General features: G+C 42.5%; 26 protein-coding genes. 17 read left to right on the forward strand and 9 right to left on the reverse strand.

All coding sequences use genetic code 11. The features are described from left to right. Positions 1-85: 85 nt before the first annotated feature. Positions 86-766 (reverse strand): peptidylprolyl isomerase, encoded by a 681-nt coding sequence (locus AAGR14_RS10365; RefSeq protein WP_342648521.1) that lies wholly within the window; start codon positions 764-766, stop codon positions 86-88. Between the two features lie 209 nt (positions 767-975). Here AAGR14_RS10365 and AAGR14_RS10370 point away from each other — a divergent pair, with 209 nt between their 5' ends. Further along, positions 976-2559, forward strand: a complete 1584-nt coding sequence (locus AAGR14_RS10370) for a Na+/H+ antiporter (protein WP_342648522.1) — start codon at positions 976-978, stop codon at positions 2557-2559. 85 nt (positions 2560-2644) lie between these two features. Further along, complete coding sequence (locus tag AAGR14_RS10375; RefSeq protein WP_342648523.1) at positions 2645-3571, forward strand: glycosyltransferase; 927 nt, start codon at positions 2645-2647, stop codon at positions 3569-3571. 9 nt (positions 3572-3580) lie between these two features. Here the strand turns inward: AAGR14_RS10375 and AAGR14_RS10380 are convergent, their stop codons facing one another. Further along, entirely contained in the window at positions 3581-4807 is a 1227-nt protein-coding gene (locus tag AAGR14_RS10380; protein WP_342648524.1) for a hypothetical protein, read from the reverse strand. Positions 4808-5515: 708 nt separating this feature from the next. Between AAGR14_RS10380 and AAGR14_RS10385 the strand changes: the two genes are divergently transcribed. Both AAGR14_RS10385 and AAGR14_RS10390 read left to right on the forward strand, forming a co-directional pair. Further along, positions 5516-5992, forward strand: a complete 477-nt coding sequence (locus AAGR14_RS10385; RefSeq protein ID WP_342648525.1) for a hypothetical protein — start codon at positions 5516-5518, stop codon at positions 5990-5992. Between the two features lie 102 nt (positions 5993-6094). Further along, on the forward strand, positions 6095-6784 hold the full coding sequence (locus tag AAGR14_RS10390; RefSeq protein ID WP_342648526.1) for a GNAT family N-acetyltransferase: 690 nt from the start codon (positions 6095-6097) through the stop codon (positions 6782-6784). A 38-nt stretch (positions 6785-6822) separates the two neighbouring features. On the opposite strand, the gene AAGR14_RS10395 is transcribed toward AAGR14_RS10390, so the two are convergent. Together AAGR14_RS10395 and AAGR14_RS10400 are read right to left on the reverse strand one after the other, a co-directional pair. After that, positions 6823-7404, reverse strand: coding sequence for a TetR/AcrR family transcriptional regulator (locus tag AAGR14_RS10395; RefSeq protein ID WP_342648527.1), 582 nt, complete (start codon positions 7402-7404; stop codon positions 6823-6825). A gap of 85 nt (positions 7405-7489) precedes the next feature. Continuing rightward, positions 7490-8239: a glucose 1-dehydrogenase gene (locus AAGR14_RS10400; protein ID WP_342648528.1), complete on the reverse strand. Its 750-nt coding sequence runs from the start codon at positions 8237-8239 to the stop codon at positions 7490-7492. 286 nt (positions 8240-8525) lie between these two features. Between AAGR14_RS10400 and msrA the strand changes: the two genes are divergently transcribed. Next, a complete protein-coding gene (gene msrA, locus AAGR14_RS10405; RefSeq protein ID WP_342648529.1) occupies positions 8526-9017 on the forward strand; it encodes a peptide-methionine (S)-S-oxide reductase MsrA in 492 nt (163 codons plus the stop codon). A gap of 93 nt (positions 9018-9110) precedes the next feature. Here msrA and AAGR14_RS10410 read toward each other — a convergent pair whose 3' ends face one another. From AAGR14_RS10410 to AAGR14_RS10425, 4 genes are all read right to left on the reverse strand, one after another. After that, a complete protein-coding gene (locus AAGR14_RS10410; RefSeq protein ID WP_342648530.1) occupies positions 9111-9527 on the reverse strand; it encodes a DUF2147 domain-containing protein in 417 nt (138 codons plus the stop codon). Positions 9528-9766: 239 nt separating this feature from the next. Then, entirely contained in the window at positions 9767-10006 is a 240-nt protein-coding gene (locus AAGR14_RS10415; protein ID WP_342648531.1) for a hypothetical protein, read from the reverse strand. Positions 10007-10144: 138 nt separating this feature from the next. Further along, positions 10145-10738 carry a TlpA disulfide reductase family protein gene (locus tag AAGR14_RS10420; protein WP_342648532.1) on the reverse strand — a complete coding sequence of 198 codons (594 nt, stop codon included), beginning with the start codon at positions 10736-10738 and terminating at the stop codon, positions 10145-10147. Positions 10739-10811: 73 nt separating this feature from the next. Next, entirely contained in the window at positions 10812-12074 is a 1263-nt protein-coding gene (locus AAGR14_RS10425) for a glycosyl hydrolase family 28 protein (RefSeq protein ID WP_342648533.1), read from the reverse strand. A gap of 516 nt (positions 12075-12590) precedes the next feature. Between AAGR14_RS10425 and AAGR14_RS10430 the strand changes: the two genes are divergently transcribed. Next, positions 12591-13841, forward strand: a complete 1251-nt coding sequence (locus tag AAGR14_RS10430) for an MFS transporter (RefSeq protein ID WP_342648534.1) — start codon at positions 12591-12593, stop codon at positions 13839-13841. A gap of 51 nt (positions 13842-13892) precedes the next feature. Here the strand turns inward: AAGR14_RS10430 and AAGR14_RS10435 are convergent, their stop codons facing one another. Further along, positions 13893-14993: an MBL fold metallo-hydrolase gene (locus AAGR14_RS10435; protein ID WP_342648535.1), complete on the reverse strand. Its 1101-nt coding sequence runs from the start codon at positions 14991-14993 to the stop codon at positions 13893-13895. A gap of 182 nt (positions 14994-15175) precedes the next feature. Between AAGR14_RS10435 and AAGR14_RS10440 the strand changes: the two genes are divergently transcribed. From AAGR14_RS10440 to uxuA, 11 genes are all read left to right on the forward strand, one after another. Beyond that, a complete protein-coding gene (locus tag AAGR14_RS10440) occupies positions 15176-15787 on the forward strand; it encodes a flavin reductase (protein ID WP_342648536.1) in 612 nt (203 codons plus the stop codon). A gap of 70 nt (positions 15788-15857) precedes the next feature. After that, positions 15858-16772: a hypothetical protein gene (locus AAGR14_RS10445; RefSeq protein WP_342648537.1), complete on the forward strand. Its 915-nt coding sequence runs from the start codon at positions 15858-15860 to the stop codon at positions 16770-16772. Between the two features lie 253 nt (positions 16773-17025). Further along, complete coding sequence (locus AAGR14_RS10450) at positions 17026-17409, forward strand: hypothetical protein (RefSeq protein WP_342648538.1); 384 nt, start codon at positions 17026-17028, stop codon at positions 17407-17409. Between the two features lie 107 nt (positions 17410-17516). Then, complete coding sequence (locus tag AAGR14_RS10455) at positions 17517-17912, forward strand: hypothetical protein (protein WP_342648539.1); 396 nt, start codon at positions 17517-17519, stop codon at positions 17910-17912. Positions 17913-17990: 78 nt separating this feature from the next. Next, positions 17991-18692, forward strand: a complete 702-nt coding sequence (locus AAGR14_RS10460) for a hypothetical protein (protein ID WP_342648540.1) — start codon at positions 17991-17993, stop codon at positions 18690-18692. Between the two features lie 686 nt (positions 18693-19378). Continuing rightward, a complete protein-coding gene (locus AAGR14_RS10465; protein ID WP_342648541.1) occupies positions 19379-21847 on the forward strand; it encodes an MG2 domain-containing protein in 2469 nt (822 codons plus the stop codon). Between the two features lie 154 nt (positions 21848-22001). Then, positions 22002-22394: a hypothetical protein gene (locus AAGR14_RS10470; RefSeq protein WP_342648542.1), complete on the forward strand. Its 393-nt coding sequence runs from the start codon at positions 22002-22004 to the stop codon at positions 22392-22394. A 161-nt stretch (positions 22395-22555) separates the two neighbouring features. Further along, positions 22556-22888 carry a hypothetical protein gene (locus AAGR14_RS10475; protein WP_342648543.1) on the forward strand — a complete coding sequence of 111 codons (333 nt, stop codon included), beginning with the start codon at positions 22556-22558 and terminating at the stop codon, positions 22886-22888. Positions 22889-23000: 112 nt separating this feature from the next. Next, positions 23001-23549, forward strand: a complete 549-nt coding sequence (locus AAGR14_RS10480) for a hypothetical protein (RefSeq protein ID WP_342648544.1) — start codon at positions 23001-23003, stop codon at positions 23547-23549. 26 nt (positions 23550-23575) lie between these two features. After that, positions 23576-24040, forward strand: coding sequence for a hypothetical protein (locus AAGR14_RS10485; protein ID WP_342648545.1), 465 nt, complete (start codon positions 23576-23578; stop codon positions 24038-24040). Positions 24041-24601: 561 nt separating this feature from the next. Further along, positions 24602-25795: a mannonate dehydratase gene (uxuA, locus tag AAGR14_RS10490; RefSeq protein ID WP_342648546.1), complete on the forward strand. Its 1194-nt coding sequence runs from the start codon at positions 24602-24604 to the stop codon at positions 25793-25795. The last annotated feature ends 231 nt before the right edge of the window (positions 25796-26026 follow it).

The raw sequence follows: 26026 nt of genomic DNA on the forward strand, positions 1-26026 counted from the left end.
GATAATTTATATCATTCGCGATTAAAGGGCTCAATGTTTTCCCAGCTAAAACGTAGGTGATTAACTCCCTGAATGAGTTGGCCAATTATTGATGTGTTTTCAATTTTTCCAACTTAGCCGCTTCTTTCGAACTCAAAACCTTCAGTTTCATCCACACTGGTTTTTCGGGGGTACCGTTTTTATCAACCTTAAGCGCCGTAATTTTGTCAATCAGGTCTATGCCTCGCACAATCTCGCCAAACACCGTGTAGTGCTGGTCGAGCGAAGGAGTGCCGCCTAAGGTGGTGTAAGCCTCGCGCTGTGCGGCGCTAAAATGGATGTTTGATTTCTTTTCTAAGGTATCGAGCCGGCCGTTGCTCACCTTTTTGCCGTCAACCAGATAAATTTGCGTACTAAATGATGATTGAGCAGCATTGTCATCGCGACCCATAGCCAATGCGCCTCTTTTGTGGTAAAGAGTTTGCCTTAGCTCAGGTGCTATCCATTTTTGTTCGGGCTTCAATACATGCGGTTTTTCATACAACGAATCGGGGTCGCCGCCTTGTATCACAAAATTTTTTAAAATGCGGTTAAAGGTGGTTTTGTTAAAGTAGCCGCTCTTTACCAGTTTTATAAAATTATCTCGATGAATAGGTGTTTCGTTGTAAAGTTTAACAATGCATGAGCCTTGCGGCGTTACAACTTCTACATACTGATGCCTGGCTTGCGCAATGGTTTGAAGGGATAACGAAAGTATCGCTAAAAGGAAAAGTATAGGTTTTGTCATAGCGGCTAAAGTTAAAGGCAATATAACGCTTACCCGCCAATACGCTTGCAATCAGATGTGAAAAATGATAAGGTTTAGGTTGTCTTATTGGTTGTAAAACTAATTATTTAGTTTTTATAAGGCAAATTATTAATAACTTTTTCTGCTGGTTTTGCCGCGTACAGTTTCTGAAGTTTAAAATGTGCTTAACTAATCCTTATTTTAGCTTCATGACCGATCACTTTCCATTTTACATCAGCCTCGTTATTGTTATCGTACTATTGGTCATGCTGGCCGAAAAAATAAAAGTAGCTTATCCGGTGATATTGGTAGCTGCAGGTTTGCTTATTAGCTTTATGCCTTTCATCCCATCGGTACATATCACGCCCGAGCTTATCTTCATTATTTTTTTACCGCCGCTACTTTATGAGGCATCTTGGTCTATCTCGTGGAAAGAGCTCTGGCGCTGGCGGCGTATTGTAGGTAGTTTTGCATTCGTAGTGGTGTTCTTTACAGCCTTGGCTGTAGCCTTTGCAGCCAATTATTTTATACCGGGCTTTTCGTTAGCTCTCGGCTTTTTATTAGGCGGCATTGTATCACCACCCGACGCTGTTAGTGCAGGTGCCATTATGCAGATTGTGAAAGTACCGAAGCGAATGTCGGTTATTTTAGAGGGTGAGAGTTTGCTAAACGATGCGTCTTCGCTCATTATCTTTAGGTTCGCTTTAATAGCCGTAGCCACCGGCCAGTTTGTTTGGTACAGTGCGGCTTTAAGTTTTGGCTGGATGCTGTTAGGTGGTATAGGTATTGGCTTACTTGTAGGATGGCTATTTATGAAAGCGCACCGGCATTTACCAACCAACGCTAATATTGATACCGTATTGAGCCTGGTAACCCCTTATGTGATGTACATCGCCGCCGAGGAGGTGCACAGTTCGGGTGTGTTAGCGGTTGTAAGTGGCGGCCTATTATTGTCCAGCAAACGCCATTGGTTTTTAAGCAGCAGCTCGAGACTTCGGGGCATTAATGTTTGGTCGAGTTTAGCCTTTGTGCTTAACGGGCTTGTATTTGTACTCATAGGCCTTGATCTGCCCGAAATAACAGCCGGTTTAAAACAGGAGGGAAGCAGTTTTATCGGAGCTATTGGGTATGGTTTGATTATTACCGCTACGCTTATTGTTGTCAGAATTTTTGCCGCCTACGGCGCTGTCTTTATCACGTTGATTGCACGCAATTTTATAAACGTGGCCGACTCCCGGCATCCGGGTTACCAAACGCCGTTGTTGTTAGGTTGGACAGGTATGCGTGGTGTGGTATCACTGGCGGCGGCCCTGTCTATACCTGTGCATTTAAACAGCGGTGCTGCATTTCCGCAGCGCAGCCTTATCTTGTTTATAACTTTTATTGTAATATTAGGTACCCTATTGTTGCAAGGCCTTACCTTACCCGCTTTGATAGCGCGTATCAAACTGCCTGATTATTCTTATGGAGACGAGTCGACAGAAGAAGCCGAAAATATAATCCATCGAGAGATGTCGGCTTACGCGCTGTCAGCGCTTAAATCGACCTATGCCGGGCGCTGGGAGCAATCTGCTTTACTACAGCAAATGGCCGCTAAGTGGGAAGGCAAAAGTAAAAACAACCCGGAAGCTATATTTACGGAGGATAGTTTAGATATTTACTTTGACTTGCTTGACAAGCAGCGCAAATGGCTACTAAAGAAAAATGAGGCGGACAAAAATTTTGATGAAGATGTGATACGGAAGCATTTAAAACTAATTGATATTGAAGAAGAAAAAATGCGTTCGCTGTAGCTTTAAATCAAACTGCTTTACCTGCTGCACCCTTAAATACAAATAAACCTGCCGATATTAACAGGTAGCCTTTATTTTTGCCACAATGATAACTGTTATAGTTTGCTCTATAAATCCGCAGCTGCTTGCAGCAGTAAAACAAAACATAGCCGAAACTATTGGGTGCCCTTTTGATGTCATTGCCGTTGATAATCGCGGCAGTACGGCCGGTATAAGCGAGGTTTATAATAGTGCCGCTGCCCAGGCTCGTTTTGACCTGTTGTGCTTTATGCACGAGGATATCATTTTACAAACTCGCAATTGGGGATACGTAGTAGCCGAATTGTTAAAAGCAGAAACGGGCATCGGACTGATTGGTGTTGCCGGCAGCTATTACAAAACGCTATCGCCTTCGGGTTGGGGCGATGTTACAGGCTACACCGATTGCATGAACATTGTACAAGGCTTTAAAAATAAGGGACCTGAAGAATACGTGCGTCAGTGCAAAAATCTTTTTGATAAAAAATATACCGAGGTGGCCGTGTTAGATGGGGTTTGGCTGTGCACCACTAAAATTATTGCTCAGCATATCCGGTTTGACCAGCAAACTTTTGCCGGTTTCCATTGCTATGATTTGGATTTTTCTCTAAGGGTGGGGCAACAGTACAAGGTGGTTGTGACGTATGATGTGTTGCTTACACACCTGTCTGAAGGTAGCTATACCCGCACATGGATGATGGAAACCATTAAACTGCATGAAAAATGGAAGAATTATTTACCGGTATTGCGCAGCAATTTGATAGATGCTAAGCGGCTGTATCTGGAAAAACAAACCTTTCGCGATTTTTTAAGGCTGCTTATTCATCTTAATCTGCCTTTATCATTAGCCAAAAACCTGCTTTGGCAAAGAGTTTATGTACAAAAAATGGGTTTACCATTATGGCTTAATATGAACTTTCATCTTTATAAAACTGGTAAAAAAGCTACTCGAAATACAAATTACCTTCCTAAAGCTTATCAAATCGGTGAGTAAATTCATCATTCAATAAAACAGTCTTTTTATCTTATTAAAAAAAGGCTCTTCTTCTAACATGCGTTCAATGACTGCTGTGTTGTCTTGCGATTTACTGTATACATACAAATAATCGTCTTGCAGAAAGCCTAAAAACAATTTAAAAGCTTGCAGTTGATTTGTTGTTAACCCTTGTTGTTTTGCCTGCAAAATTTGTTCGCGAAGTTGCTGGATGCTATCAACCTGGTAACTGCAACCTTTTTTATATAAAATACCGGCACCAATGTTTACTAAGGGCTTGCCGGCCAAAAGAGCTGAGAATTCCATTTTCGAACCACTGCAAACCACAACATCAGCCCATTTAATTAAATCGTCCGGATTACTGTTTACTATCCAGCAGTTAGCCGAAATTTTTCCGCTCTGTGGGTTGTGATTATGACTGGGATGGGGTTTAAGTATAACCCTAAAATCGGCATCTGAATTAGCAATATCTAAGGCCTGATTTTGGCACGAACTGTGAAAAGGCAGCAAGCCCTGGCGGTCAGCGCTGGTTTCGGGAAGCGAGCCGGAATCTACCATATCAATGCCAATAAGCAATACCTTAGTCTGATTGCCGTCTGTACTCAGAAGCTCTTCGGGCAGGGCTTCTGTTCTCTGCTGATACAAGCTGATGCTTTTCTGGCTTAAGTCGCTAAAAAGTTGCTCACCCGTTATACTGAATTTGTCGGGGTCAGAGTAAATGACTTCATGATTAAAAATCTGGCTATCTGCAAGGGTACCGGTTTTGTCCAGGACGTAGGTGCCGGGCAGTAGTCCCCACTCAATGGCGCCGGTTCGTATACCCAGTAGTTTCGCAGCATCTGCCATCGGACCGAAGGTGGGCGAATAAGGATTCCAGCAAATAAACAGATCTGGCTTCACAGCGCAGAAGTACTTAACCGCAGCCCTAATAATAGACTTAAGCAATTTATAGTTGGATACGCGATTATCTGAAGGTAGCAGATGATGTGCGATTCGGGTTATCCATTTATGGCGGTCAATACGTTGCAGCACCCAGTAAAAGGGAAATTTATGAAGTAGTTTATTATAAGATAACTTGCCCGGCGTATATTGTTCAAACTTTGTGTTAAGGGTATTACCATAGTATAAAACACGGTATCCTTTGTTTTCAAAATCCTTGAATAGCTGTTCAAATCCAGAAGACTGTGCTTCGTTGAGCGGTGGAGCACAAGAGATTACGACGGTTTTTTGTTTCATGTGGCCGATAGGAGCATTATAACTCTGATGTACACTTGTGCAGTCATTTCTTACTGTTGTCTTTGTAAAACGCTACGCAAGCATAACATTTTTGCAATTTATAAAAAACGCAAAATACGGGTATCAGGCTGTAGTAAACGAAGATCTGAGGCATTTTTGATAAAAGCCTCCAGACCACACAACATTATCTGTAAGTATGGGTTTAATTTGAGATAGGTTGCTGACCAAAATTTCACCATAATATTTTCTCAAACGTATCTTTCCGTGTTCGCTAAATGCTATCCCCGAACAGAATGCTTTAGCTTGTTCTTATTCCAGATTGGCAATGATTATCCGTAAAGGCTGTTTGCACTGATTAGTGCTCTAATGTAATTCGGTTTTACTGTTAATAGTGAGTATTTCAACACGTTTAAACATCGCAATATTTTTTGCGGCGTTGCTTTTTCCTTTTGTAGCTGTGAGTAAGTCTTCGGAAACTTGTGCCTGAGTAAATAAGCTGATTAAGCTTAACATTGCTGTTGTGACAGGGACACATTTCATAAAACATTTTTTATAAAAGTAAACCGTTTAGGTAACTGACGGGTGTTAAAATTTGTTAATTCATTTGACTAACTTGGGTAACGATGTGTAAATTGCCTGTTCCGGAACAAATTGTTTTTCAAAACCTTAAGAGGACGATATTACCTAAAAATAGATAAGCGAGTACTTATGAAAAATTTTGTTAAATCTTTATGTGTGGCTGCGTTGCTGTTTGGAGCAAACAATCAAGTCAGCGCCGATGATGTTAAAATTCCCTTAGTAGGTGAGTGGACCAACATGATCAAAAACGCTAACATTGAACAAATTAAATTTTTCCCTTCTGGTCTGCTTAGATTATACACTAGAGATCATGGCTGGTCGGCTCAGTATAAGGTGGTGTCAACTTCCATCCCTCGTTCAGACATTTTTGTAGCACAGGGCCAAATAAACTTTACCGGCAAACCCAGCTTTGCGGATACGAACCAACCTGAACAGCAAGGGAATAGGAAGCGCGTTGTTACGGATGATGAAAAGATTACGTTCACAGCCAAACTCACCAACCACTTAAAGATGATGACTTTGCAAATTGACAATAAAGGCATAAAAAAGGAATATACACTCAACAAAACCGGCGACATCAAAACAGGTAACATACCAGCATATTAAATTTTAAGGGCCATGTACCTCAGAGATAGAACATCCAATGCGATGCGCCTGTTATTAACTTATAGGGCAATCCTTAAATAAAATTTGATAGGTTTGCCTACCATGAAACATCCGTTGGATAACCCGGCTTGGCACGCCTTGCAAAGTGGCAATAAGAGCTTGGCGCGTGGCAATGAACTTTACGGATATTTTGACGCGGAGGTATCACCTTTTGTTGGATTACGAGAGGCAAACGAAAATAATTTACTAGCATTATATTATGCATTACCAACAGGGAGTGTCAAACTGCTGGCATTACCAATGCAAATCAGCATCTCCAAACCATGGACGTTATTAAGCGGAATGGATGGATTTCAAATGATATATCAGTCTACAGAAATTTTGCCGTTAAACGCTGATAAGGCGGAGATTTTGCCTCTAACCGATGCCCATATACCGCAAATGCTGGCGCTTACCAAACTTACCAACCCGGGGCCGTTTGGCAGTAAAACTATTGCGTTTGGCCACTACACTGGTATTTTTGAAGGCGAACAATTAGTAGCCATGGCTGGGCAACGGCTGCACGCTGTACCTTATGCCGAAATCAGTGCTGTTTGTACGCATCCCGACCATTTAGGCAAAGGTTATGCAAAGCAGCTGCTGAGTTATCAGGTTAATCGTGTTTTGGCAGCCTCTGGCATTCCGTATCTGCATGTTCGTCATGATAACTACCGGGCCATTCAGGTTTATGAAAGCTTGAGCTTTGAAAAACGTATTCCAGTTTACTTTCACGTGTTACAAAAAGCTGAGTAATTAAAATCTGGATAGTATTATTCAGCCTGAAGAAAAAATTAATTAAGCACTTGCAATGAGGTGTTAATAATATCATCAAAAAAGGCCTGGTTTTTAACGGAGCGAACAGATACACGTATACCTTTAACGGTATTCATCAGGAAACGGGCAAGGGCGCGGGCATCGGTTTTTGAGGTGATATCTCCGTTTTGCTGCCCCTGAGCCACTACTTTATAAAAGGCATCTTCCATGGTTTGCTCGTTTTTTGTGATGAGCTCGTTAACATCCGTATTGTGAGGGGCAGTTTCAATTTCTGCATTTACCATAAAGCAGCCTTTTTGCTGTTCATCGCTCAAAATCTCACTGGTAAACAGTTCAATGAGTTCAATGATGGCTTGCTTAGCAGTAGGGGCACCGTTTATAACACTTTCAATCCGTTGGATGCCAGTCTGTTGGTAGGCATCCAGCGCTTTCAAATACAAAGAATGTTTATCGCCATAAGTGTCATATAAGCTCGAACGGCTGATGCCCAAATGGTCTACCAGGTCTTGCATAGATGTGGCATTATAACCCTTATGCCAAAACAGGCGCACTGCCTTCGATAGTACATCTTTCTCGTCAAAATCTTTTGTTCGTGCCATAGTTAAATAGCTTTACCCTATTTAGGGGCAAAGCTATTTATTATTAACAGGGTTTTTATGCTATTGTTATATACGCACTTATAACTTAACGTACGCCACCGCTGGCCAGTAATTTTTCGCCGGTTAACCATTTAGAATCATCGGATGCCAGGAACACGGCAATTTGCGCTATATCATCAGGCTGACCAATACGGCCCAAAGGGGTAGCAGCAACCGTTTGGTGATGAAAATCGCTGCCGATGAAACCTGCTGTATGCGAGCCTTCAGTTTCTACCATGCCGGGATTAATGGAATTAACCCTGATGTTTTTGGGGCCTAACTCTTTAGCCAAAACTTCGGTAATTACATCAACCGAACCTTTGGTCGCGGTATAAATGGCGCTTCCCGGAGGCGTGATGCGGGTTACTACAGATCCGATGTTTACGATGCTGCCACCTTTGCCTTCAAAATGCTTAACTGCTGCCTGGCTGGTGAGCAATAAACCCAGTACATTGATGTTGAACTGGCGATGAAACTCGTCTTCTGTAACGGTTTCGATAGTACCCATCTGATAAACACCTGCGTTGTTTACAACAATGTCGGCTTTGCCAAATGCTTTTTCAGTTTCGGTAAACAGGTTTTCAATGTCAGCAGTTTTGGAAACATCGCCTTTTACTGCCAGTGCACGGCCGCCGGCATTTACAATTTCGGCTACCACGCTTTCTGCATCCTGGCTCGATGAGGCATAATTAACAACTACAGAGGCACCCTCGGCTGCTAAGCTTTTGGCAATACCTGCGCCAATGCCTTTTGATGCGCCTGTTACTATAGCTACTTTGTTTTCTAACTTTTTCATGATTTTATCTGTAATAAATTTCTATTTTGGAACGATTGTTCTGCAAATGTATATCAATATGGAATATTCGTTCCGGATAAAAAATAAGATTATTCCCATATGACATATGCCGGTGTGTTCGATAACCCCAATCACGTCAGGTGCTAAGTGCATTGACGAAGCAAGTGCAACTTCAAATAGGCCTTGTAGTATCACGTCAAGGTAACGTAAATTCCAGTCAGTTATCAAACCAACTAAGGCTATTCTCCGTTAGTGGATGTATATTTAAGTTACAAATAACTATCTTATGAATACTGAAAAAGCCATTTTGGCGGGCGGATGTTTTTGGGGAGTTGAAGAGTTGTTCAGGCATTTGCCGGGAGTAAAACATACTGTTGTAGGCTATACCGGCGGCGATGTGCCTAACGCTACTTACCGAAACCATGGCACCCATGCCGAAGGTATAGAAATTGATTTTGATCCCGAGCAGTTGTCTTATCGTAAACTGCTTGAATATTTTTTCCAGATCCACGACCCGAGTACAGTTAACCGCCAGGGAAACGATAGGGGTACTTCTTACCGGTCTGCTATCTTTTACTTAAATGATGAACAGCGCGACATTGCTAAAGCTTTGATTGCTGAAGTAGATGCATCTGGCAAATGGCCAAATAAAGTAGTTACTGAAGTAGTGCCTGCCGGAGATTTTTGGGTAGCCGAAGAAGATCATCAGGATTACCTGCAGAAATACCCATACGGCTATACATGCCACTACGAGCGACCGGAATGGACACTGAGCTAAAGCATGTTTTGAAAATAGCTTAACTAAAAAAGGTGCCTGAAATATAAACAGGCACCTTTTTATTTAATAAAATAAATAAACAAACCTACAAGGCTATTTCACCCGCGTCCAAACCTGCGACTTACCAAAGATAGATATCCCTTTATATCCTCTAACTTTGAGGGTGCCATCGTCATTCATTTTAAGGTAGCATTGGTAGGTGTTTTTACTTTTAGGATCGTAGATGGTACCGTCCCATCGGTTATCACCCGAAAATTTAAAATTCCGCAATATATTAATCCCTAAAAACCCGGTAGGGAGGTTCAGTTTGGCCTTTTGCCATATACTTACTTCAGCATTACTTAAACGACCATAGTAAACGCTGTCTTGCCGGTTAATGTTAATGCGTGCCTTATGGTCGTCGGTTTGCCAAACACCAATAATGGCATCGCCTGACTGGCTTGTCATAGTCTGTGCTTTTCCAAGCAGGGCAGTTAAGGTAAATAGTAGTATCAATACATAATTTTTCATTAGTGGCTGTTTTTTTTAAACAAGGTTTACATGCCATTATAGTTTCAATAAAAGCAACACCTGGTCGTTGTATTTTCAATGAAAACTTATTGTTGGCGTAATGATATATAATTGTAAATCAAATGAATAATTAAATTTATGTCAACAAAAAATACCCTTTGTGCAAAAGAATCGAATTGCTTTGCATAAAGGGTATTTTTGTAAATGAAACTTACCTGGCTAAGCAGGCAGGTAATTAATTACTTTACAATTTTATCAGCTAAATTTTTGAAAAAGCTTTTAGAGACACCGGTTTTATTGCTTAAATAATTTGATGATAATTCTTTGGCTTTATCTTTAAACTGATGCTTTACTGATTCCTGAGTTTCCTGACCTTGGTCAGTTAAAAACAAGTACGCTAATGCGCCGAGCGCAACAGCCGATATTGCAACAGTAAAAATGACAGCGGAATTGTCTTTTTTCTCGAATGGATTTTTCATAGTATTTAGATATTTGCATTGTAACAGGAGTGATATGTTTATGTTTGTAATTCTGTAACAGAAACAATGCATCCTCTACTTTTACTTAAACAAAAAAGTGATGAAACTTATAATTGCTTAAATTACCGTTTATGTAATTTACCGACTGAGCGTTTGAATGAATTCTATCATACCTTTGCTGGTATAATCTGCAACTCCCTCATGTCGGTACACCAGCTTGCCTTGGCGATCAAAGATAATGGTAAGCGGAATGCTACCACCCGACAATGCTTTTGGCAGGATACTATTAACCTGATATAAAGGCAATAACCACTTATGCTGCTTTAAAAATATGCTTGATTTTGTGAGTTGCCGGTCAACATCTACGGTAATAAATACAACGTTTTGGTTGTTCTGGAATTGATTATACAATTGGCTTATACCCGGCATTTCTGCTATGCACGGCGGGCACCAGGTAGCCCGAAAATTAATAAAGATCACTTTACCCCGCAGGTCCGGTAATCGGCAAGTTTTTCCTGTTGCATCTGTAAAGGTAGCATCAGGCAAACGTTCGTTAGAAAATAACTTTGCCGACACCGTGACGTCCGGCTGGAAGAATCCAATCTTCATGAGTGCCCTGATCAAGATAGCCTTGCTTGTTGGGTTAAACAGCAGCAGTAGTATAACGCCTACGTAAACAACGTTCAGGACATTTTTAAGCGTAACTATATGGCTGCGGTATTTCGGGGTCATAAAACCAAAGCAGATTTTGTTAAGACAAGAAATGACGGCTAATTAATTACTAACCGCCATCTTGATGCTTGATTTACTTTCCGCTGTTTAATATAACTGCCTGACCATTTACAGTAACGTTTTCCGTTTTAAGCGCTTTCAATTTCTCGGTGCTGGCATCTGTTACTTTAACGTCGGCATTTTTTAGGATGATGGTACCAAGCTCGGTATCAGGTGTGCCGGTAATTTGGCCCAGGGTTTTGCCTGTGCCTTTTACATTAGTAAGCGTTACATTGCGTATTACCGAGTGGGGAGGTTGCTGCCCTTTCAAATCAAAATACTGAGTCCATGGAGATACATTAAACAAAGTTGCCGTCCCTTCCATCGTAATATCAGTTAGACTGATGTTTTCATATTGCTGAGGGGTATCAGGGCGAAGTTTGAGTCTTAATACATTTACGTTACGGGCGGTACAGCGTTCAACTTTAACATTGCGTACAATGGTGGCTTCGCTGCCGCAGGTCATAATGCCGCCGCCCGATTCAAATACACAGTCGTGAATATAAATGCGCTCTACGGGTGGGCTGTCTTGGTCTTGCATGGCAAACGGCCCTTTACTGCCCTTCAGGGCGATGTCATCATCACCGGTAGAGAAGTAACAGTGCCCAATCTCTACATCCTGCGAACTATCTACATCAATACCATCCGAACTCGGCGCATGATCATCAGGTACTTTGCCGCCGGGCGCAACAAAGCGGCAGCCATTCACCTTTACCTGCTGATCGCGATACAAGTGCAGATTCCAAAAACCCGAATTTAAAAAAGTGATACCACTTATTTCTACATCTTTAGAGTTTTGAATAAAAGCCAAACGAGGGCGTTCTACATTGAGGTTAGTGGTGCTTTTGTTTGCAGTACGCCGGCTGTAAAATTCTATCCAGAATGGTTTGCCATTGCCATCAAGCGTTCCTTTACCGGTAATGCGCAGATGGTCGGCCTTGTCGGCATTAAGCAGGGCAGCCCGCCAGGGTTCAAAATGACCTTCAATACGGGTAGTGGCCTTAGGGTAATCTTCTATATTGGTCGATCCTTTAAGCACAGAGCCATCCTGCATCTCAATGTTTACTTTCGGTTTGATGTAAAGTGCGCCGCTTAAAAAGATACCCTTCGGGATGATTATTGTGCCGCCACCTTTTTTTGCGCATTCGTCAATAGTAGCTTGAATAGCTTTTGTGTTCAGCGTAGTGCCATCAGGTACAGCACCATGTTCGGCGATGTTGTACTGCTTATCTTTTGGCGCGGCCTGTAGTTGTACTGCAAGCGAAAGCAGTAAAGCTGCTGAGATATATTTTTTCATTTTAAAGTTTACAAGTAGGTTGTTGGCTAACCTACAAAACATTTATAGGAATGGTGTCCTGAAGTGTCCTGTAAATTTAAATCAGCAGTTAAAATTACAACTCGAAATAAACTTATCGTTGGTGTTTAACTACTCAAAAAAAATGATTATTAATCCGGTAGCCGTAACCATAAAAAGCAGAATGAAAAAAAACAGAATGCCGTACTGATAGGTGTCGTGATTGGTTTTAGGTAAGTTCATAAGATATGTTCTAATGTATTGCACTAATCTAAAACTTATACGCGTAAAAATCGGGATTGTTAAAAACTTGTTTTATACCATTACTATTTTTAAAGTTCACGTACGGCCTGTGTTTTTAATTTGCTCAACTTAAACCTGGATCTACAGTTATTACTACACTATGTGTGGCTAATGGTTGCACCTGCACATCACTGATTAAAATATATTAGATGTTGTAACTTATTTTAAGTATACTGTCGGCCTTGTCGATTCTTTTTTTAAATTTAATAAGCATTTATGACATTGCAAACCTCCGGTTATTCTGATAAAAACTCAAAGCACAAAGTGTACATTATTGCGTGGGTAATAAGTTTGTTGTTTTATTTTGTGGAGTATGCTGTGCGTTCGTCGCCATCAGTAATGATGCCCGAAATGGCCAGTTTTTTCGGCATAACTACGGTAGGCATGAGTGCTATGGTGGGCACCTATTATTATACCTACTCTGTTACCAGCTTAATAGCAGGTATAGCTTTAGATAAAGCTGGTGCTAAGTACGCCGTATCGGTTGGTATTTTTATTTTGGCTTTAGGATGCTTGTTATTCGCCATATCAAACTTATTTACAGGTAATGTTGCGCGCATGCTGCAGGGCGCGGGCTCTGCATTTGCCTTTCCCGGATGTGTTTATCTGGCATCCAAGGGGTTTTCGCCGCGTTCGCTGGCAACAGCAATTGGTTTTACGCAGTGCTTAGGCATGCTGGGCGGTACGGCAGGACAGTGGGCTGTGGGTCCGATGATACATGGCGGTTTAATCCTGCAGGCCTACTGGCTTGGTGCAGGGGTAATTAGCTTGCTGTTATGTGTTTGGCTTTTTTTAATTACGCCGCAAGAGCAGGTGTTGAGCGCTGATACAGCTGCGGCAAAAGGCAACTGGTTACAACCTTATAAAATTGTGTTCAGCAATATTCAATCTTATCTATGCGGCTTGGTATCAGGTTTATTATTTGCTCCAACCACAGTGTTCATCATGATTTGGGGCGTATTATTTTTTCAGCACGACCGTGGTTTCAATTTTTCTCAAGCTGCAATGATCAGTGCTATGGTGCCTATGGGGTGGGTGATAGGATGCCCTTTGTTAGGCTGGTTGTCAGACTTGTTGGGCAGCCGCAAAATGGTCATTTTAGGCGGCTGTACCTTGATGATTGTCAGCTTGCTGCAATTGCTTTATCTGCCGGCTTTATTACCGGCGCATTTAAGTATGCTGTTTATGGGTGTTGGCTCGGGCGCGGCTATGATTCCGTACAGTATCATCAAAGAAGTTAATCCTGATGAAGTTAAGGGAAGCGCTACAGGTGCTATCAACTTTATCACTTTCGGTGTTACGTCAATATTAGGGCCTGTATTTGCGTCGCGCTTTGGTAAAACGCTTACTACCTCGGCTAATCATGCAGCCCATTTTAATGCAACCGGACTGTTTTTGATAGCGCTGATAGCCGCAGCGATGGTCATCACTTTATTCTTAAAAGAAAAGCGTATACAAGTTGCTTAACAGATTGCTTAGGCAAGCGGTAGTAAAAATCATTGTTCAACATAGATTTATTTAATCAAACCATCGTGCCTGCAACGGCGCATGATCTAAAGTGTAAGGCTGGCCTAATTGCGGGATAGTCACGGGTATGTAAAGCGCCTGAGCGGCTGGTAGTAAGCGCTTAACCGACTCATTCCAGGGATGGTTGGATTCGGCAAACTTACCCCAATGTACAGGGAGTATCATCCGGGCGCTTAAATCTGCCGCTGCCTGCGCCGTCTGCTCCGGAAACATGTGGTTACGTGGCCAAAGCTTGTTGTATTGGCCGCATTCCATTATCGCCAAATCAAATGGTCCGTATTGTTGTCCAATTTGCTTATAATGCCGGCCATAAGCACTATCGCCGCTGTAAAATATTTTATAATTATCCGTTTTAATAACAAACGAGCCCCAGAGCGTTTTTTGCTTTGCAAACAAACGACCCGACTCATGCCGGCTTGGTGTTACCGTAATATTTAATCCTGATGGTAGTTGGTAGGATTGATGCCAGTTAAGCTCATGTATTTGCTCAGTTTTATATCCCCAATATCTGAAATGCGACCCGATGCCCATAGGCACTACCACGTGCTTTACCTTAGCTTGCAATTGCTTAACGGTTTTATAATCCAGATGGTCGTAGTGGTCGTGCGAAATAAGAAGTATATCTAGAGGAGGCAAGTCATCAACCTTGTATACTTCGCTGCCATCAAAGGCTTTTACAAACCATGATGTCGGACCTGCATAACCGCTAAAATCCGGGTCGACTAATATATTTGCCTCTGGGGTTTTTATAAGAAAGGTAGAATGGCCAAACCAGATAACGGTAGGTTTACTGTATACGGTATTCAAATCCGTTTTCACTACCGGCAGGGGGTGGGGAGGCTTGACATTAGCGGGCCTGTCCCTCATGGTTTTGAGTAATTTAGTCCAGCTGGCTTTCCTAAAGTCGACGCCTGAACTATCAATATTTTGAAATTTCCCTTCCGAATAATTAGCCAGTTTCTTAATCGCTTTTAAGTCAGCGCCCGACGGATTGTGGCCGGTTGTTTTGTAAACAGCGCAGCCAGGCAGCACCGGGAAAATTAAAAGCAGGAATATATACTTAGTAAGGTTATAAAGATGTTTAGATACCATAAAAGTTTATGCAAGAACCATTTAGCTTAAAAGTTACAAACGCAGATAAACTACCGTTTTCGCTGTCCTTGAATCTGCCAAGTAAGATGGTGACAATTACTGTGTAATTAAATGCTTAAAGCATAACAATGTCTTCACTTCATTGTTCAGCAGAGCATAAAGCAACAAATTATAGCAACCCTATGAATACGTTTACCCACCAGGAGATTACCCAGATGGAACGGCGGTACCGCGCCAACTTTATCAACAGCGTAACGGGCTGCAAGCAGGTGCATTTGCTGGGCACGGTAAACGAGGGTGGGCAGACTAATCTGGCAGTGGTTAACTCGGTATTTCATGTGGGGGCTAACCCGGCAATGCTGGGCGTAGTGTTTCGTCCGGCCCGAGCTGAAAACACCTCGCTGGCTAACATTCGCCGTACCGGCGAGTACACGCTCAATAACATCCTGCCTGCTTTTTACCGGCAAGCTCACCAAGCCAGTTCTGCTTATCCGCCCGAAGTGTCGGAATTTGAGGCTTGCAAGCTTACCCCATTTTACCAGGAGGGTATCAGCGCGCCTTTCGTGTCCGAATCATCTATACAGATAGGACTGAAGCTGTATGAGGAGCTGCCGCTCAAAGTGAACGGGACAACTATTATTATCGGCGAGGTGACAAGCGTCCGCCTGAACGCTGATTTAATTGCCGAAGATGGTTATGTAGATCAGCACGTTGCGGGCAGCATCTCTGTTGCTGGACTCGACAGCTATTTTAACAACGAGCCTTTGGGGCGCTTGCCGTATGCTAAAAGTTAGGCCATAAATTGCTCTTTTGTCCGAGTTGCTTATATTGCATAGGCCAAATAACATTGTGGCCACCAACCTTATGCAAAACCTCCTTCAAATCCTCAAACAACGAATCTTATACTTAGGTATTTGCCGTTACATATTAGGTATCATCATGATTCCGTACGGCCTCACCAAAATAATGCGTACTCAGTTTGTAACCGACCCTGATGTATGGAAGCGTCCGCTCGAAGAGTTATCAGGTATCAATTTAACCTGGGCATTTTTAGGCCACTCGCCTTGGTTTACGGTGCTGTTAGGCTGCTTAGAGTTTATGCCGGCTTTGTTGTTACTCTTCAGGCGCACTACCTTGTTAGGCGCCATCCTGATGCTGCCGATGACGCTTAACGTGCTGTTCATCAATTACGCTTACAACCTGTGGGACGGTACAAAGCAAATGGCCATTTTTTTGTTTGTGCTTAATTGCCTGGTGCTGTTATACGAGCGTGAGCGTATTGTCCAATTGCTTAGGGTAATTATTAACCGTACCGGAAGCATCAAACGTATACCGCTCGCGTTAGCCCTTAACGCCGTAGTAATCGGTGTGGTTTGTTACTTTGCCATAAAACCATTGATAGAATATCGCCGCGATACCAATTTATTAACAGGAAACTGGTTCAATGGTCAGCCCATTGAGTGGGTATTGCAGCGCCAGATGCTGAACGACAGTGTACTACCTAGTCATCAACAAAAAATTTATTTTGGCCCCCTAAATCAGTATACTGAGTTAGGCATGAATCATTTTTACTCTTCGCCTAACCAGTATGTACTGAATGCGAAAGAAAGTAGTCTGGTGTTAAAAGATGCCGATGGTAAAATACAATTTAAGTTCAAATACACGTTGCTGGGCGATACCGGTATGAAAATGGTAACCACTGTGGGCAGCGGCAAGCCGTCGCAGCTTACGCAGTACTACAGCCGCCGGGTGATGCATAGCCATGCAGAGGATTTGTAGTTGCTGTTCACCTTTAATTTGAAGTAATCCCTTGAACATCGTTTATACCACGCGGACTTTCAAATGGTCTCTCTGTATTTCGCTGTTATTAATCATAACTATAACTTATGGTCACTGGCTGTGGAGTAATTACTGGCTATTGTATGGGTTTGCGGAGATAGCTTTGATTTTATGCTTTACCTGCTTATTTGTCAACAATGTGTCCTTTTGGGTTTAAAGACATAAAAAGTACTCACAAGCCTATGCGCCTTTATTGGTAACGGCTGCAACAACCGCTTTTATCATCATTTTACCACTTAACTACATTCGTAACCGTATCGATTTATTTGTAAACCGAACAGCCTATAATGATGCGGTGGCATTGGCAGTAAACGGACGATTGAAGAAAATAAATAATTTGTACGAACTGCCGCATAAATATGCTAAACTTTCAGTGTCGGACGGTAAGATATATTTGCTGAACAAGCCTGGACTTAGGGCAGCGATGTTTTACACTTTTACGGGTATACCCGACGGTCAGATGGGTTTTGTTTATGTGCAACAGGGAAAACCGAACGATGCCATTAGTGAATTGTTTAGTTTGGTTGATAAGAAGGTAGATTTAGGCGACGGCTGGTTTTATGTGGCGGGGGAGTAACTTGCATTGTACATCTTAAACTTTTTAATTGTCATCAGCTTTAATGTCCGGTAAATGGTCAGTTACTGCAAATATGCTTACCAGATAAATTATTTTAATCTTATGCAATGACTACCACCTCGAACATTCGCGCCAACTTTAGCAGCATCATTTTATATGCTCGTGATGTTGAAAAGCTAAAACTGTTTTATATGTGTGCCTTCGGTTTTAGGGTGATCGAAGAGCAGGCGGACGCATGGGTATTGCTGGATGCCGGACATGCGCAACTTGGCCTGCACCGGATGGGCCAGGATTATCAGATCAGGCTTCAACCTGTAGATCAGACTCATAACAACGTTAAATTAGTGTTTGAAACAGAACAAGACATTAACGAAATGAGGGCTGTTTTAATCAGCTACGATGCAGTCATGCGTAAAATCATAACGTTTGACGGTTACGACTACTGGTTTTGCGATGGTGAAGATCCCGAGGGTAACTTGTTCCAATTAAAACAGCTGAAGTAAGCATGGATATCTGTTGGGACTGGTAGTGGCTGCTAACATTTACTTATATTAGAAGCCAGAAAAGCAACAAACCTTATCATGAAAAAGTACATACTCCTGCTTTTACTGGCCTGTTCGGGGCAGTGTTTTTCGCAAACTATGGCTGATGTTAACCAAACGGCAACCCCAATCAGGGAGAAAAATTATGGCCCGCTGCATTTCAAAACCTTAACTCAATGTATAGGTCAAAAATTTATTTGTCTGCCAAAGCCCATTATGCTGCAGCGGTTTGGCTACTCAAGTCTGCGAACCAAAAAGGGGCCGCTTAATAGCGTTAATTACCAAGACTATGTATTTAAACTGCTTACCTTAACCGGCTTTGAGGATGACTACGCTGTATTTTTAAACGATCGTAATAAAAAAATGTACATCAACTTTTTGGGCGATGTCAATTACACGATGCTTCCCGGGGTTGCACCGGTTGCCGAAATTGATAGTGCACGCAGCATGTATCTAGGTAAAACATTATGGCTTAAAACAGATTTTTTAAATCTATACAATCCTGATACCGACGAGTTTTCGAAGATACATGCAACCAAGTTAAGCCCGGTAAAGGTAGTTGAAGTATTGGCCGGTTATTTGGAGTATCAGCCTGTAATGTTTACTCTTGAAACTGAAGATCATCGCCGTGGCTTCATTGCCTGCAGCTTAAGCGGTACAAATTTAACGCAGAGTTTAGCCGAGTCATGCTCTTTTAATAGTTATTTTTTTGAAACTGACCCACGTTTGCAGCACAAATGAGCGAGGCGATATGGACAGCCATCATCAACTCTGAAGTAAAAAAAGGTATGACGACAGATCAGGTATGTATGTCTTGGGGCGAACCTGCATCACGGTCTTCAAGAAAAGTTGGATCAAGCTTCTTTATTACCTACAAGTTCATCAATCCCAAAGATCGCTACGCCATGTTTGATTCTATTTTTTGTTGGTTGACTCATGGTAACATTAAAGTGGTGACTATAATAAAGTTCGTACGTCATTTAGTTTAGGTCTAATAGTATAGGTGATATTTTTAATTACATGGCTACATACAAACTTTTGATAGACAACCAACTTTATATTTACATGAACGGGGCTCTCATCTACAAGCGTTGGGTCAATACAGGGCAATCATAGGTGTTCGATGTAATGGCCTATGATAAATACACGATTTTAAGTATTACAGACGAGGCTCTGATTGAAGATGTTAAGGATCCCGACTTTGATGAATAACTATGCATGGTTATAGGTTGTGCCGCAAATAGTAATATATTTGCTCAGCACTTACCAATTATTTCCTGCATCCGGTGTTTTATTCTCTTATAGCTTGCTGGCATTTTTATAAAATTCATAGCCTGTTTTGAGCATACGACAACTTGCTTATGTGCCGGTAAATTTGTGGATTGCTTGTCATCAAATTAACCTAATAACACCGCCTATTCTGCATCATGAAAAGTTTTGGCCACTTATTGCTTGTGTTGGGCTTGCTGCTGCTGCATACTACCACTCGTGCGCAAGGCGCTTACACCCTGTTTTTCGAGAAGACCTACCTGCACACCGACCGCTCTTTTTACCTCGCGGGCGAAAATATTTGGTTCAAGGCTTATTTAATAAACCCGCAAACCGGCCAGTTAACTTCTACCAGCAAAACACTATACGTAGAGTTACTTAAACCCAATGACAGCTTATTGACCAGGCGTATCATCCGCCTGACTAACGGTGCTGGCAACGGCGACTTCGAATTGCCTGCTACCCTTGCGGCTGGTACTTACCAACTGAGGGCCTATACCCGTTGGATGCAAAATTTTACCGACGAGTTTATATATCGTACCAACATTTACGTGGTTGATGGCAAGCCAGGGTCGCTTAAAAGCCCATTGCAAACCAAAGCTGCCGGAGCCGCCGGGTTATCCTCAAATATAGCCGCTACAGATACTAATGCTATCAAGGTTGGCTTATATCCAGAGGGTGGTTCGCTGGTAGAAGGTGTGGTGGGTATTGTAGCGGTAAAAACAGAAAGCCGACAGGGCTGGGGTTTGCCTGTCACTGGTGTTGTTACTAATGGTACCGGCGACGAGGTTGGGCGCTTTACCTGTGATAGTACCGGCATGGGTTTGTTTACGTTACTGCCCCTGGCCGGGCAAACTTATCGCGTAAAAGTTTTGGGCAGCCGGCTTAGCCCAACCACGGTTCAAATGCCGCCAGCGCTTAAAAGCGGTGCTGTCTTAAGGGTGGCCAAAAATGACTCCGTGTTGCAGGTAGAGGCAACGCTTGCCGGTTTACAGCCCGATACCAGTTCGTTCATCGTTGGCCGGTTTGCCGGTAAGGTAATGTTCAGGCAGTCGCTCAATGCCGCAGGGCCGGTATCGGCCCTGCGTATACCAACCGCACAATTGCCTGCCGGCATTAATCAGCTTACCATTTACCATCAAAAAAAGCCATACGCCGAGCGTTTGATTTATATACAGCCCGTGGGAGATAGCATTAGTATGGTAAACATCAATGGCGGAAAAAGCCGTTATGCTGCAAATGAAAATGTTACTCTGCAATTGCAAGCCGACGAGGATGCTAACGTATCAATGGCCGCCACAGATGCCAATGCTGTAGATGCCGATAATAACCTGCAGACATACCTCATGTTGCAGTCGGATATTAAGGGTAAAATTGAACGTGCTGCGCGATATTTTGACCGCAACAATAATCAGCGTTACAAGCAGCTGGATTTGTTATTACTTACCCAGGGCTGGCGCGAATATTTATGGCAACGCCTCGCCAGCGAACGTATAGCCCTCTCGTACCTGCCCGAGCAAGGCTTGCAGGTGCGGGGCAGCATTACCGATAAAGGCGGCAAAAAACCGGATGGCGGTTATACCGTGGGCTTGTATGCACCTAAGGCCTCCGCCGGTAAAAAGCTATTTGCTGCAACTGCCGATCAAAATGGCCGTTTTGTAATAGACAGTGTAATACAATATGGCAATTATAAAGTGGGCTTAACCCCTCGCAACGTTACAGGTAAAGTGGCAGGTAATATCAATATCGATTCTGCGCGTTACTTGCCTGAAATATCTGCCAACGGCACAATGTATAATAACGCGCCTACCATGAACAGCAATAACCAGAAATTTGCCGAAACGGTGGTAAAGAGAGCAAAACTCTCTGATACTATTAAACTAAATGAAGTAAAGGTAAAAGCAAATAATACGATCAGACTGAGGGATGTAACGGTTACCTCGTTTGGTTACAAAGATGAGGTACTCACGCCCACAGCGGCTGACAAAAACCAGAATTTGGTGCAGTGGCTGTTGTATCACTCTAAACAAGCTAAGGCAGCCGACGATGGCGTGGCGTTTTGGGCCGAGGGTAAGCCCTGGCGTCCGCGCATTATTGCGAACGGTTATGAGGAGCCTTTAAACGACGACACTGAAGAAGAGGTTAAAAGCGCTATCTACAGCAAATACAATTCTCTGCGCATGTCTGAGGTTAACAAGGTGGTAATTAAACGCATGCTTGCGTCGCCGTCGCTTAAACAGGTAGGCGGCGCCTCGGGTACGTTTGTAAACATGAGCGGCAACGTTGGAGGAATTACTAAAATAGGCAGTGAGCCTGTATTTATCATTTACCTTACGCTTAATGCTAGCGCTTTTCATCACGAAGGCGATGCCTACGAATTTATTTTACCGGGCTATTATCAGGCTAAAAAGTTTTATATGCCAACTACCGGCAACGTTAGTGATGAAGCAAGCCCGCGCACCGAGGCCACCTTGCAGTGGCAACCCAATATTATGCTCAAAAAAGGCGTACCTGTAAACGTCAGCTTTAAAAATGCTGGTTTTGCCGGAGCCATTAACATAAGCGTGCAGGGGGTAAGCAAAACTGGTCGTGCGGTCAGTGTGAGTAAACGTTATACAGTGCAGTAACTTAACCAGAGAACATAATGTCATTAAGATTACTATTGTGATCGTAATGACATCATGTACTTATTCCGTGTTTGTTTTTACTACTAACAGTTGTAGAGATTGTTTAACAATATCAAGTAGGAAGATGTTATGATCAAATAGCATTCAACTTACAATGGTTGTTAAATCGGTAGAGAGGGGAGTTGCCACGCTGGTTGGCATCATGCTATTTACCGGCGGCCTGGCTTATGGCATCGGTTGCTGGAATACGGAAAGGGTGCACACGCTTAGCTCCGGGCCGTGTCGTATTCAATTTAATTACCGGATAGACGTTGATAGTTTAGACGAAGGTTACGAGCTGGCTAACCGTAAACTGGCGCAATGTCTTTGCCGGGCTTACGACGCAGGTGTCAATCAAGTAGATACTGCACGCATCAGGCATCTTTATAAAAAGTTTGGTACGCCATTAAGCTATCTTAACATTAGCGCCGACACCCGGCACCTACTGGATAGTTTGGTTAAACACCACTTAGAAGTTTTTGATACTTTAGAAACGACTATTCGTTAATATTTTCTTTATTGTAACTTGGTGAACATTCCATTCGTATAAGGCGGATGTAGTTGTTGCTGGTGTAATGGCCACTTCAGCAATATTTAATTGGCACGCAGTTAAACCATCAGTATAAGCCGTACTCTAACCAATTCGGCTTCACCTTAAACCCATGACTTATGAAGATTTTACTGTTTTTATTTTGCCTTTTCGTAAATGCATCGTCTAAAGCACAGTCCCTATTTAACGTGGGCCGGCAAACGGCGCTTAACGATATTCAGCAAAAGCAGGTAAAGTTGTTACTCATTGGTGGTGTAGCGCCCGTAATACAACAAGGGCAAGAAAAGTTTGAACAGCAGTACGGGCTACAATATCATGATTATGGCTGCATACCCCCGGAAGCCGACTCGGTAAAAGCCTATAACAAAACCATTTTCCGTTACCTTGACGCTACTTACGGCAAGCAGTGGCGCAATCAGGTGCGCGAAGATGTGCTGGGTTTGAAAGGGTAATGCCAGTGTTGCTCAGCATACCAATAATCATTACATCTTCAACTTCTCCTGGCTAATCTATTGGTCATTTCCGTAATTTCATGTCATCTTTAGGTTCGTTCAACCTAACGCCATGCACACGCCAAAGAATATTGAGATTCCGGTATCCAGATTATCATACAATACCATTTACACACAGCGTGGAAGGTTTGATGGTGAAATTAAAATACTTTACTGTAATAAAAAGTGTGTTTTAGCAGCACGTAACAGCGTTCCTTGGATGTTGTTTGTTGTTGCCGACTTTAACCAGAATGATCTGATAAGTGCTATTGGCGATGACCTATACAAGATAAAGCGACTCGTAGTGCAGTCAACCTTTGAGGCAGGTACTGAAAGCGATGAGGTCGTTTTCCACATTCCGGATTGGTTGCTTGCTTTGAAACAACTGGAGAGCTTAAGGTTTGAGCAAATCATATTTGATGATCTTTGGCTTTTCAGAGCATTTCCTGTTCGCGAGCTGGCTTTCAATAAAGTTAAATGCAACAATGAAGATATCCTTGGAAATCCTATCTTGCAATTCAAAGAGCTTTCAGCAATCACCTACGATGATTCTTTGCCTCAATCGTTAATTGATAAGATAAGTTTGTCAAAGCCTGATCTAAAGTTGACTTTTGAAGCTTAACTGTTGAAGAGACTCGACTCCGGCAAATGAAAAACTTAATTTTAAGCGGAATATTAGTTGTGGCGATATACGCCATGATGAGCTGTCATCACAGAAATCATAATCATCAATCAAACAACATTACACCTGCTCAACTCTCGGTGAGCCGCGATTCTGTATATCGACCAGTGTCCATGGTATCACTGATAGCCGAACCCCAACAGTTTGATCATCGGCGAGTATATGTTGATGGTTATTTGCATATGGAGTTTGAAAGTAATGTACTGTATTTTAGCAAAGACGATTTTAACTACGGTATGGAAAAAAACGGCTTGTCGTTAACCATCAACAAGGAAGTGACAAGAAATTTGATTGGCAAAGGTTTTCAAAACCGGTATGTTACCATCAAAGGCATATTTAAAAAGAGTTATCTAGGGCATTATGATGTAAACAGCGGCGGGTTAGATAGCATAATGATGGTTGACTCTCTTATTAAAAATAACCGTCGTTAAAGTTTGAAAATGTCCGAAGACCCTTCAATTATCTTAAAAATTAGGCGCTAACTGCTTTTGCTCGTCCATACTGATATTGCTGCTAAATGAATCGTTCGCTTAGCTGTCCATAAGTGACTTTCTGTTTTTACTGCTTGTCATGGCAGTCGCAATCAGTGCCGTATTCCCCAGCAATACTTATCAATATTTTCACTGTTGTATTCAAATTGATGCCCACATTGTTAAAAGAGTCAGTAATACATTATGGATTGTTGGCTTTTAATTTTATTTATATTACAGTCAGTTTCCATGTCGTACAATTGACATTTAACTGGTATGCTTAATATATACGGTAATGGGCAATTAGTAGCGAAATAACAATGCTGGCAGGATTTTATCTTTACAGAAATCTTAGATAATTACATTACAAGTGACACCGCGCAGATACATTTATAACTTTTTGAGCCACTATAATATCTCTTCCTAAAAATTCCAATCTCATTTGGCGAAGCGCTATCAAGTTGTCTATATTCACCGACGCTAAGGGTGCAAACCATCGCTGCGTGCAAGCAATACATTTTTATGATCAACAATTTAGAACAAACATTCCGGTGGTTTGGTCCGCAAGACCCAGTCACCCTGCAATCGATTACACAAACCGGTGCAACAGGTATTGTAACTGCCCTTCACCACATCCCGGCAGGCGAGGTGTGGAGCCCCGAAGAAATAGAGAAGCGCAAAACCATGATTGAAGAAGCCGGTTTGCAATGGTCTGTAGTAGAAAGTGTTAACATTCACGAGAGCATCCGCATTGCCGGGCCAGAGCGCGACGGATACATTGCAAAATATATTGAGACGCTCAAAAACCTATCGGCAGCCGGACTAAGCGTGGTATGTTACAACTTTATGCCGGTGCTCGACTGGACCCGTACCAACCTCGATTACCGCCTGTCAAACAATGCGTCGGCCTTGCGTTATGAGGCTGCTGCACTCGCCGCATTCGACTTATATATATTACAACGCCCTGAAGCGGTTCATGAGTTTACCGCATCGCAACAGGAAGCTGCCAAAACCTACTTTGACAGCCAGAGTGATGATGAGAAAACCCAGCTCACCAACATTATCATGGCTGGGTTGCCAGGCACAGACGATGTGTTCACCATCGAAGAGTTTAAAGTTCACCTTAAAAAATACGAGCACATTGATGCTGCGGTGCTTAAGCAAAATATGGCTTATTTTCTGCAGGCTATCATCCCCGATGCCGAAAAACAGGGCATCAAAATGTGCGTTCACCCGGATGATCCACCGTTTTCTATATTAGGCCTTCCACGTATAGTATCTACCGAGCAAGATTTGGTTGATGTGGTTAATGCCTGTCCCTCGCCGGCTAATGGTTTAACTTTTTGTACTGGTTCGTTAGGTGCCAATCCTGCCAATGATTTGCCGGGTATTGTTGAGCGTTTGGGTCAGCATATTCATTTTTTGCACCTTCGTAATGTGCAGCGTGAGCCCGATGGGAGTTTTTACGAGGCCGACCATTTAAATGGCAGTACTGATATGTATGCCGTGATGAAAGCCGTAATTTTAGAACAGCAAAAACGCGCTGGAGCCGGCCGCGCCGATGTTGCCATCCCTATGCGGCCAGATCATGGTCATAAATTGCTTGACGATTTTAATTACAATACCTATCCTGGCTATTCGGTGATAGGCCGCCTTAAAGGGTTGGCCGAGCTGCGCGGACTGGAAATGGGCATTAAGCGGACACTGTTCTCTTAACTTTAAATATTTTGTATCGTTATTTTTAAAAAGTGTAAGGCAGTTTCTTAATTGAGTAGACGGGCAGGCTTTAGAATTTATTGTCTTCTCTACATTTACTTATTCTTAAGAGACTGCTTCTTACTTTAACTAAAACAGTGTTAATAGTCTCTTAAAATTTGTAGCACCTGCATTTGAGGCGCTTTTGTTCAATAGATATTTTTATGTAAATATTCATGATATTTACATCAT

Origin of the sequence: Mucilaginibacter sp. CSA2-8R (assembly GCF_038806765.1) — a bacterium.
Taxonomy (GTDB): domain Bacteria; phylum Bacteroidota; class Bacteroidia; order Sphingobacteriales; family Sphingobacteriaceae; genus Mucilaginibacter.

What these genes read in the sequence shown, in the direction of transcription:
- AAGR14_RS10365 (WP_342648521.1), bottom strand. Translation starts at nt 766, where the DNA reads ATGACAAAACCTATACTTTTCCTTTTAGCGATACTTTCGTTATCCCTT.
- AAGR14_RS10370 (WP_342648522.1), top strand. Translation starts at nt 976, where the DNA reads ATGACCGATCACTTTCCATTTTACATCAGCCTCGTTATTGTTATCGTA.
- AAGR14_RS10375 (WP_342648523.1), top strand. Translation starts at nt 2,645, where the DNA reads ATGATAACTGTTATAGTTTGCTCTATAAATCCGCAGCTGCTTGCAGCA.
- AAGR14_RS10380 (WP_342648524.1), bottom strand. Translation starts at nt 4,807, where the DNA reads ATGAAACAAAAAACCGTCGTAATCTCTTGTGCTCCACCGCTCAACGAA.
- AAGR14_RS10385 (WP_342648525.1), top strand. Translation starts at nt 5,516, where the DNA reads ATGAAAAATTTTGTTAAATCTTTATGTGTGGCTGCGTTGCTGTTTGGA.
- AAGR14_RS10390 (WP_342648526.1), top strand. Translation starts at nt 6,095, where the DNA reads ATGAAACATCCGTTGGATAACCCGGCTTGGCACGCCTTGCAAAGTGGC.
- AAGR14_RS10395 (WP_342648527.1), bottom strand. Translation starts at nt 7,404, where the DNA reads ATGGCACGAACAAAAGATTTTGACGAGAAAGATGTACTATCGAAGGCA.
- AAGR14_RS10400 (WP_342648528.1), bottom strand. Translation starts at nt 8,239, where the DNA reads ATGAAAAAGTTAGAAAACAAAGTAGCTATAGTAACAGGCGCATCAAAA.
- msrA (WP_342648529.1), top strand. Translation starts at nt 8,526, where the DNA reads ATGAATACTGAAAAAGCCATTTTGGCGGGCGGATGTTTTTGGGGAGTT.
- AAGR14_RS10410 (WP_342648530.1), bottom strand. Translation starts at nt 9,527, where the DNA reads ATGAAAAATTATGTATTGATACTACTATTTACCTTAACTGCCCTGCTT.
- AAGR14_RS10415 (WP_342648531.1), bottom strand. Translation starts at nt 10,006, where the DNA reads ATGAAAAATCCATTCGAGAAAAAAGACAATTCCGCTGTCATTTTTACT.
- AAGR14_RS10420 (WP_342648532.1), bottom strand. Translation starts at nt 10,738, where the DNA reads ATGACCCCGAAATACCGCAGCCATATAGTTACGCTTAAAAATGTCCTG.
- AAGR14_RS10425 (WP_342648533.1), bottom strand. Translation starts at nt 12,074, where the DNA reads ATGAAAAAATATATCTCAGCAGCTTTACTGCTTTCGCTTGCAGTACAA.
- AAGR14_RS10430 (WP_342648534.1), top strand. Translation starts at nt 12,591, where the DNA reads ATGACATTGCAAACCTCCGGTTATTCTGATAAAAACTCAAAGCACAAA.
- AAGR14_RS10435 (WP_342648535.1), bottom strand. Translation starts at nt 14,993, where the DNA reads ATGGTATCTAAACATCTTTATAACCTTACTAAGTATATATTCCTGCTT.
- AAGR14_RS10440 (WP_342648536.1), top strand. Translation starts at nt 15,176, where the DNA reads ATGAATACGTTTACCCACCAGGAGATTACCCAGATGGAACGGCGGTAC.
- AAGR14_RS10445 (WP_342648537.1), top strand. Translation starts at nt 15,858, where the DNA reads ATGCAAAACCTCCTTCAAATCCTCAAACAACGAATCTTATACTTAGGT.
- AAGR14_RS10455 (WP_342648539.1), top strand. Translation starts at nt 17,517, where the DNA reads ATGACTACCACCTCGAACATTCGCGCCAACTTTAGCAGCATCATTTTA.
- AAGR14_RS10460 (WP_342648540.1), top strand. Translation starts at nt 17,991, where the DNA reads ATGAAAAAGTACATACTCCTGCTTTTACTGGCCTGTTCGGGGCAGTGT.
- AAGR14_RS10465 (WP_342648541.1), top strand. Translation starts at nt 19,379, where the DNA reads ATGAAAAGTTTTGGCCACTTATTGCTTGTGTTGGGCTTGCTGCTGCTG.
- AAGR14_RS10470 (WP_342648542.1), top strand. Translation starts at nt 22,002, where the DNA reads ATGGTTGTTAAATCGGTAGAGAGGGGAGTTGCCACGCTGGTTGGCATC.
- AAGR14_RS10475 (WP_342648543.1), top strand. Translation starts at nt 22,556, where the DNA reads ATGAAGATTTTACTGTTTTTATTTTGCCTTTTCGTAAATGCATCGTCT.
- AAGR14_RS10480 (WP_342648544.1), top strand. Translation starts at nt 23,001, where the DNA reads ATGCACACGCCAAAGAATATTGAGATTCCGGTATCCAGATTATCATAC.
- AAGR14_RS10485 (WP_342648545.1), top strand. Translation starts at nt 23,576, where the DNA reads ATGAAAAACTTAATTTTAAGCGGAATATTAGTTGTGGCGATATACGCC.
- uxuA (WP_342648546.1), top strand. Translation starts at nt 24,602, where the DNA reads ATGATCAACAATTTAGAACAAACATTCCGGTGGTTTGGTCCGCAAGAC.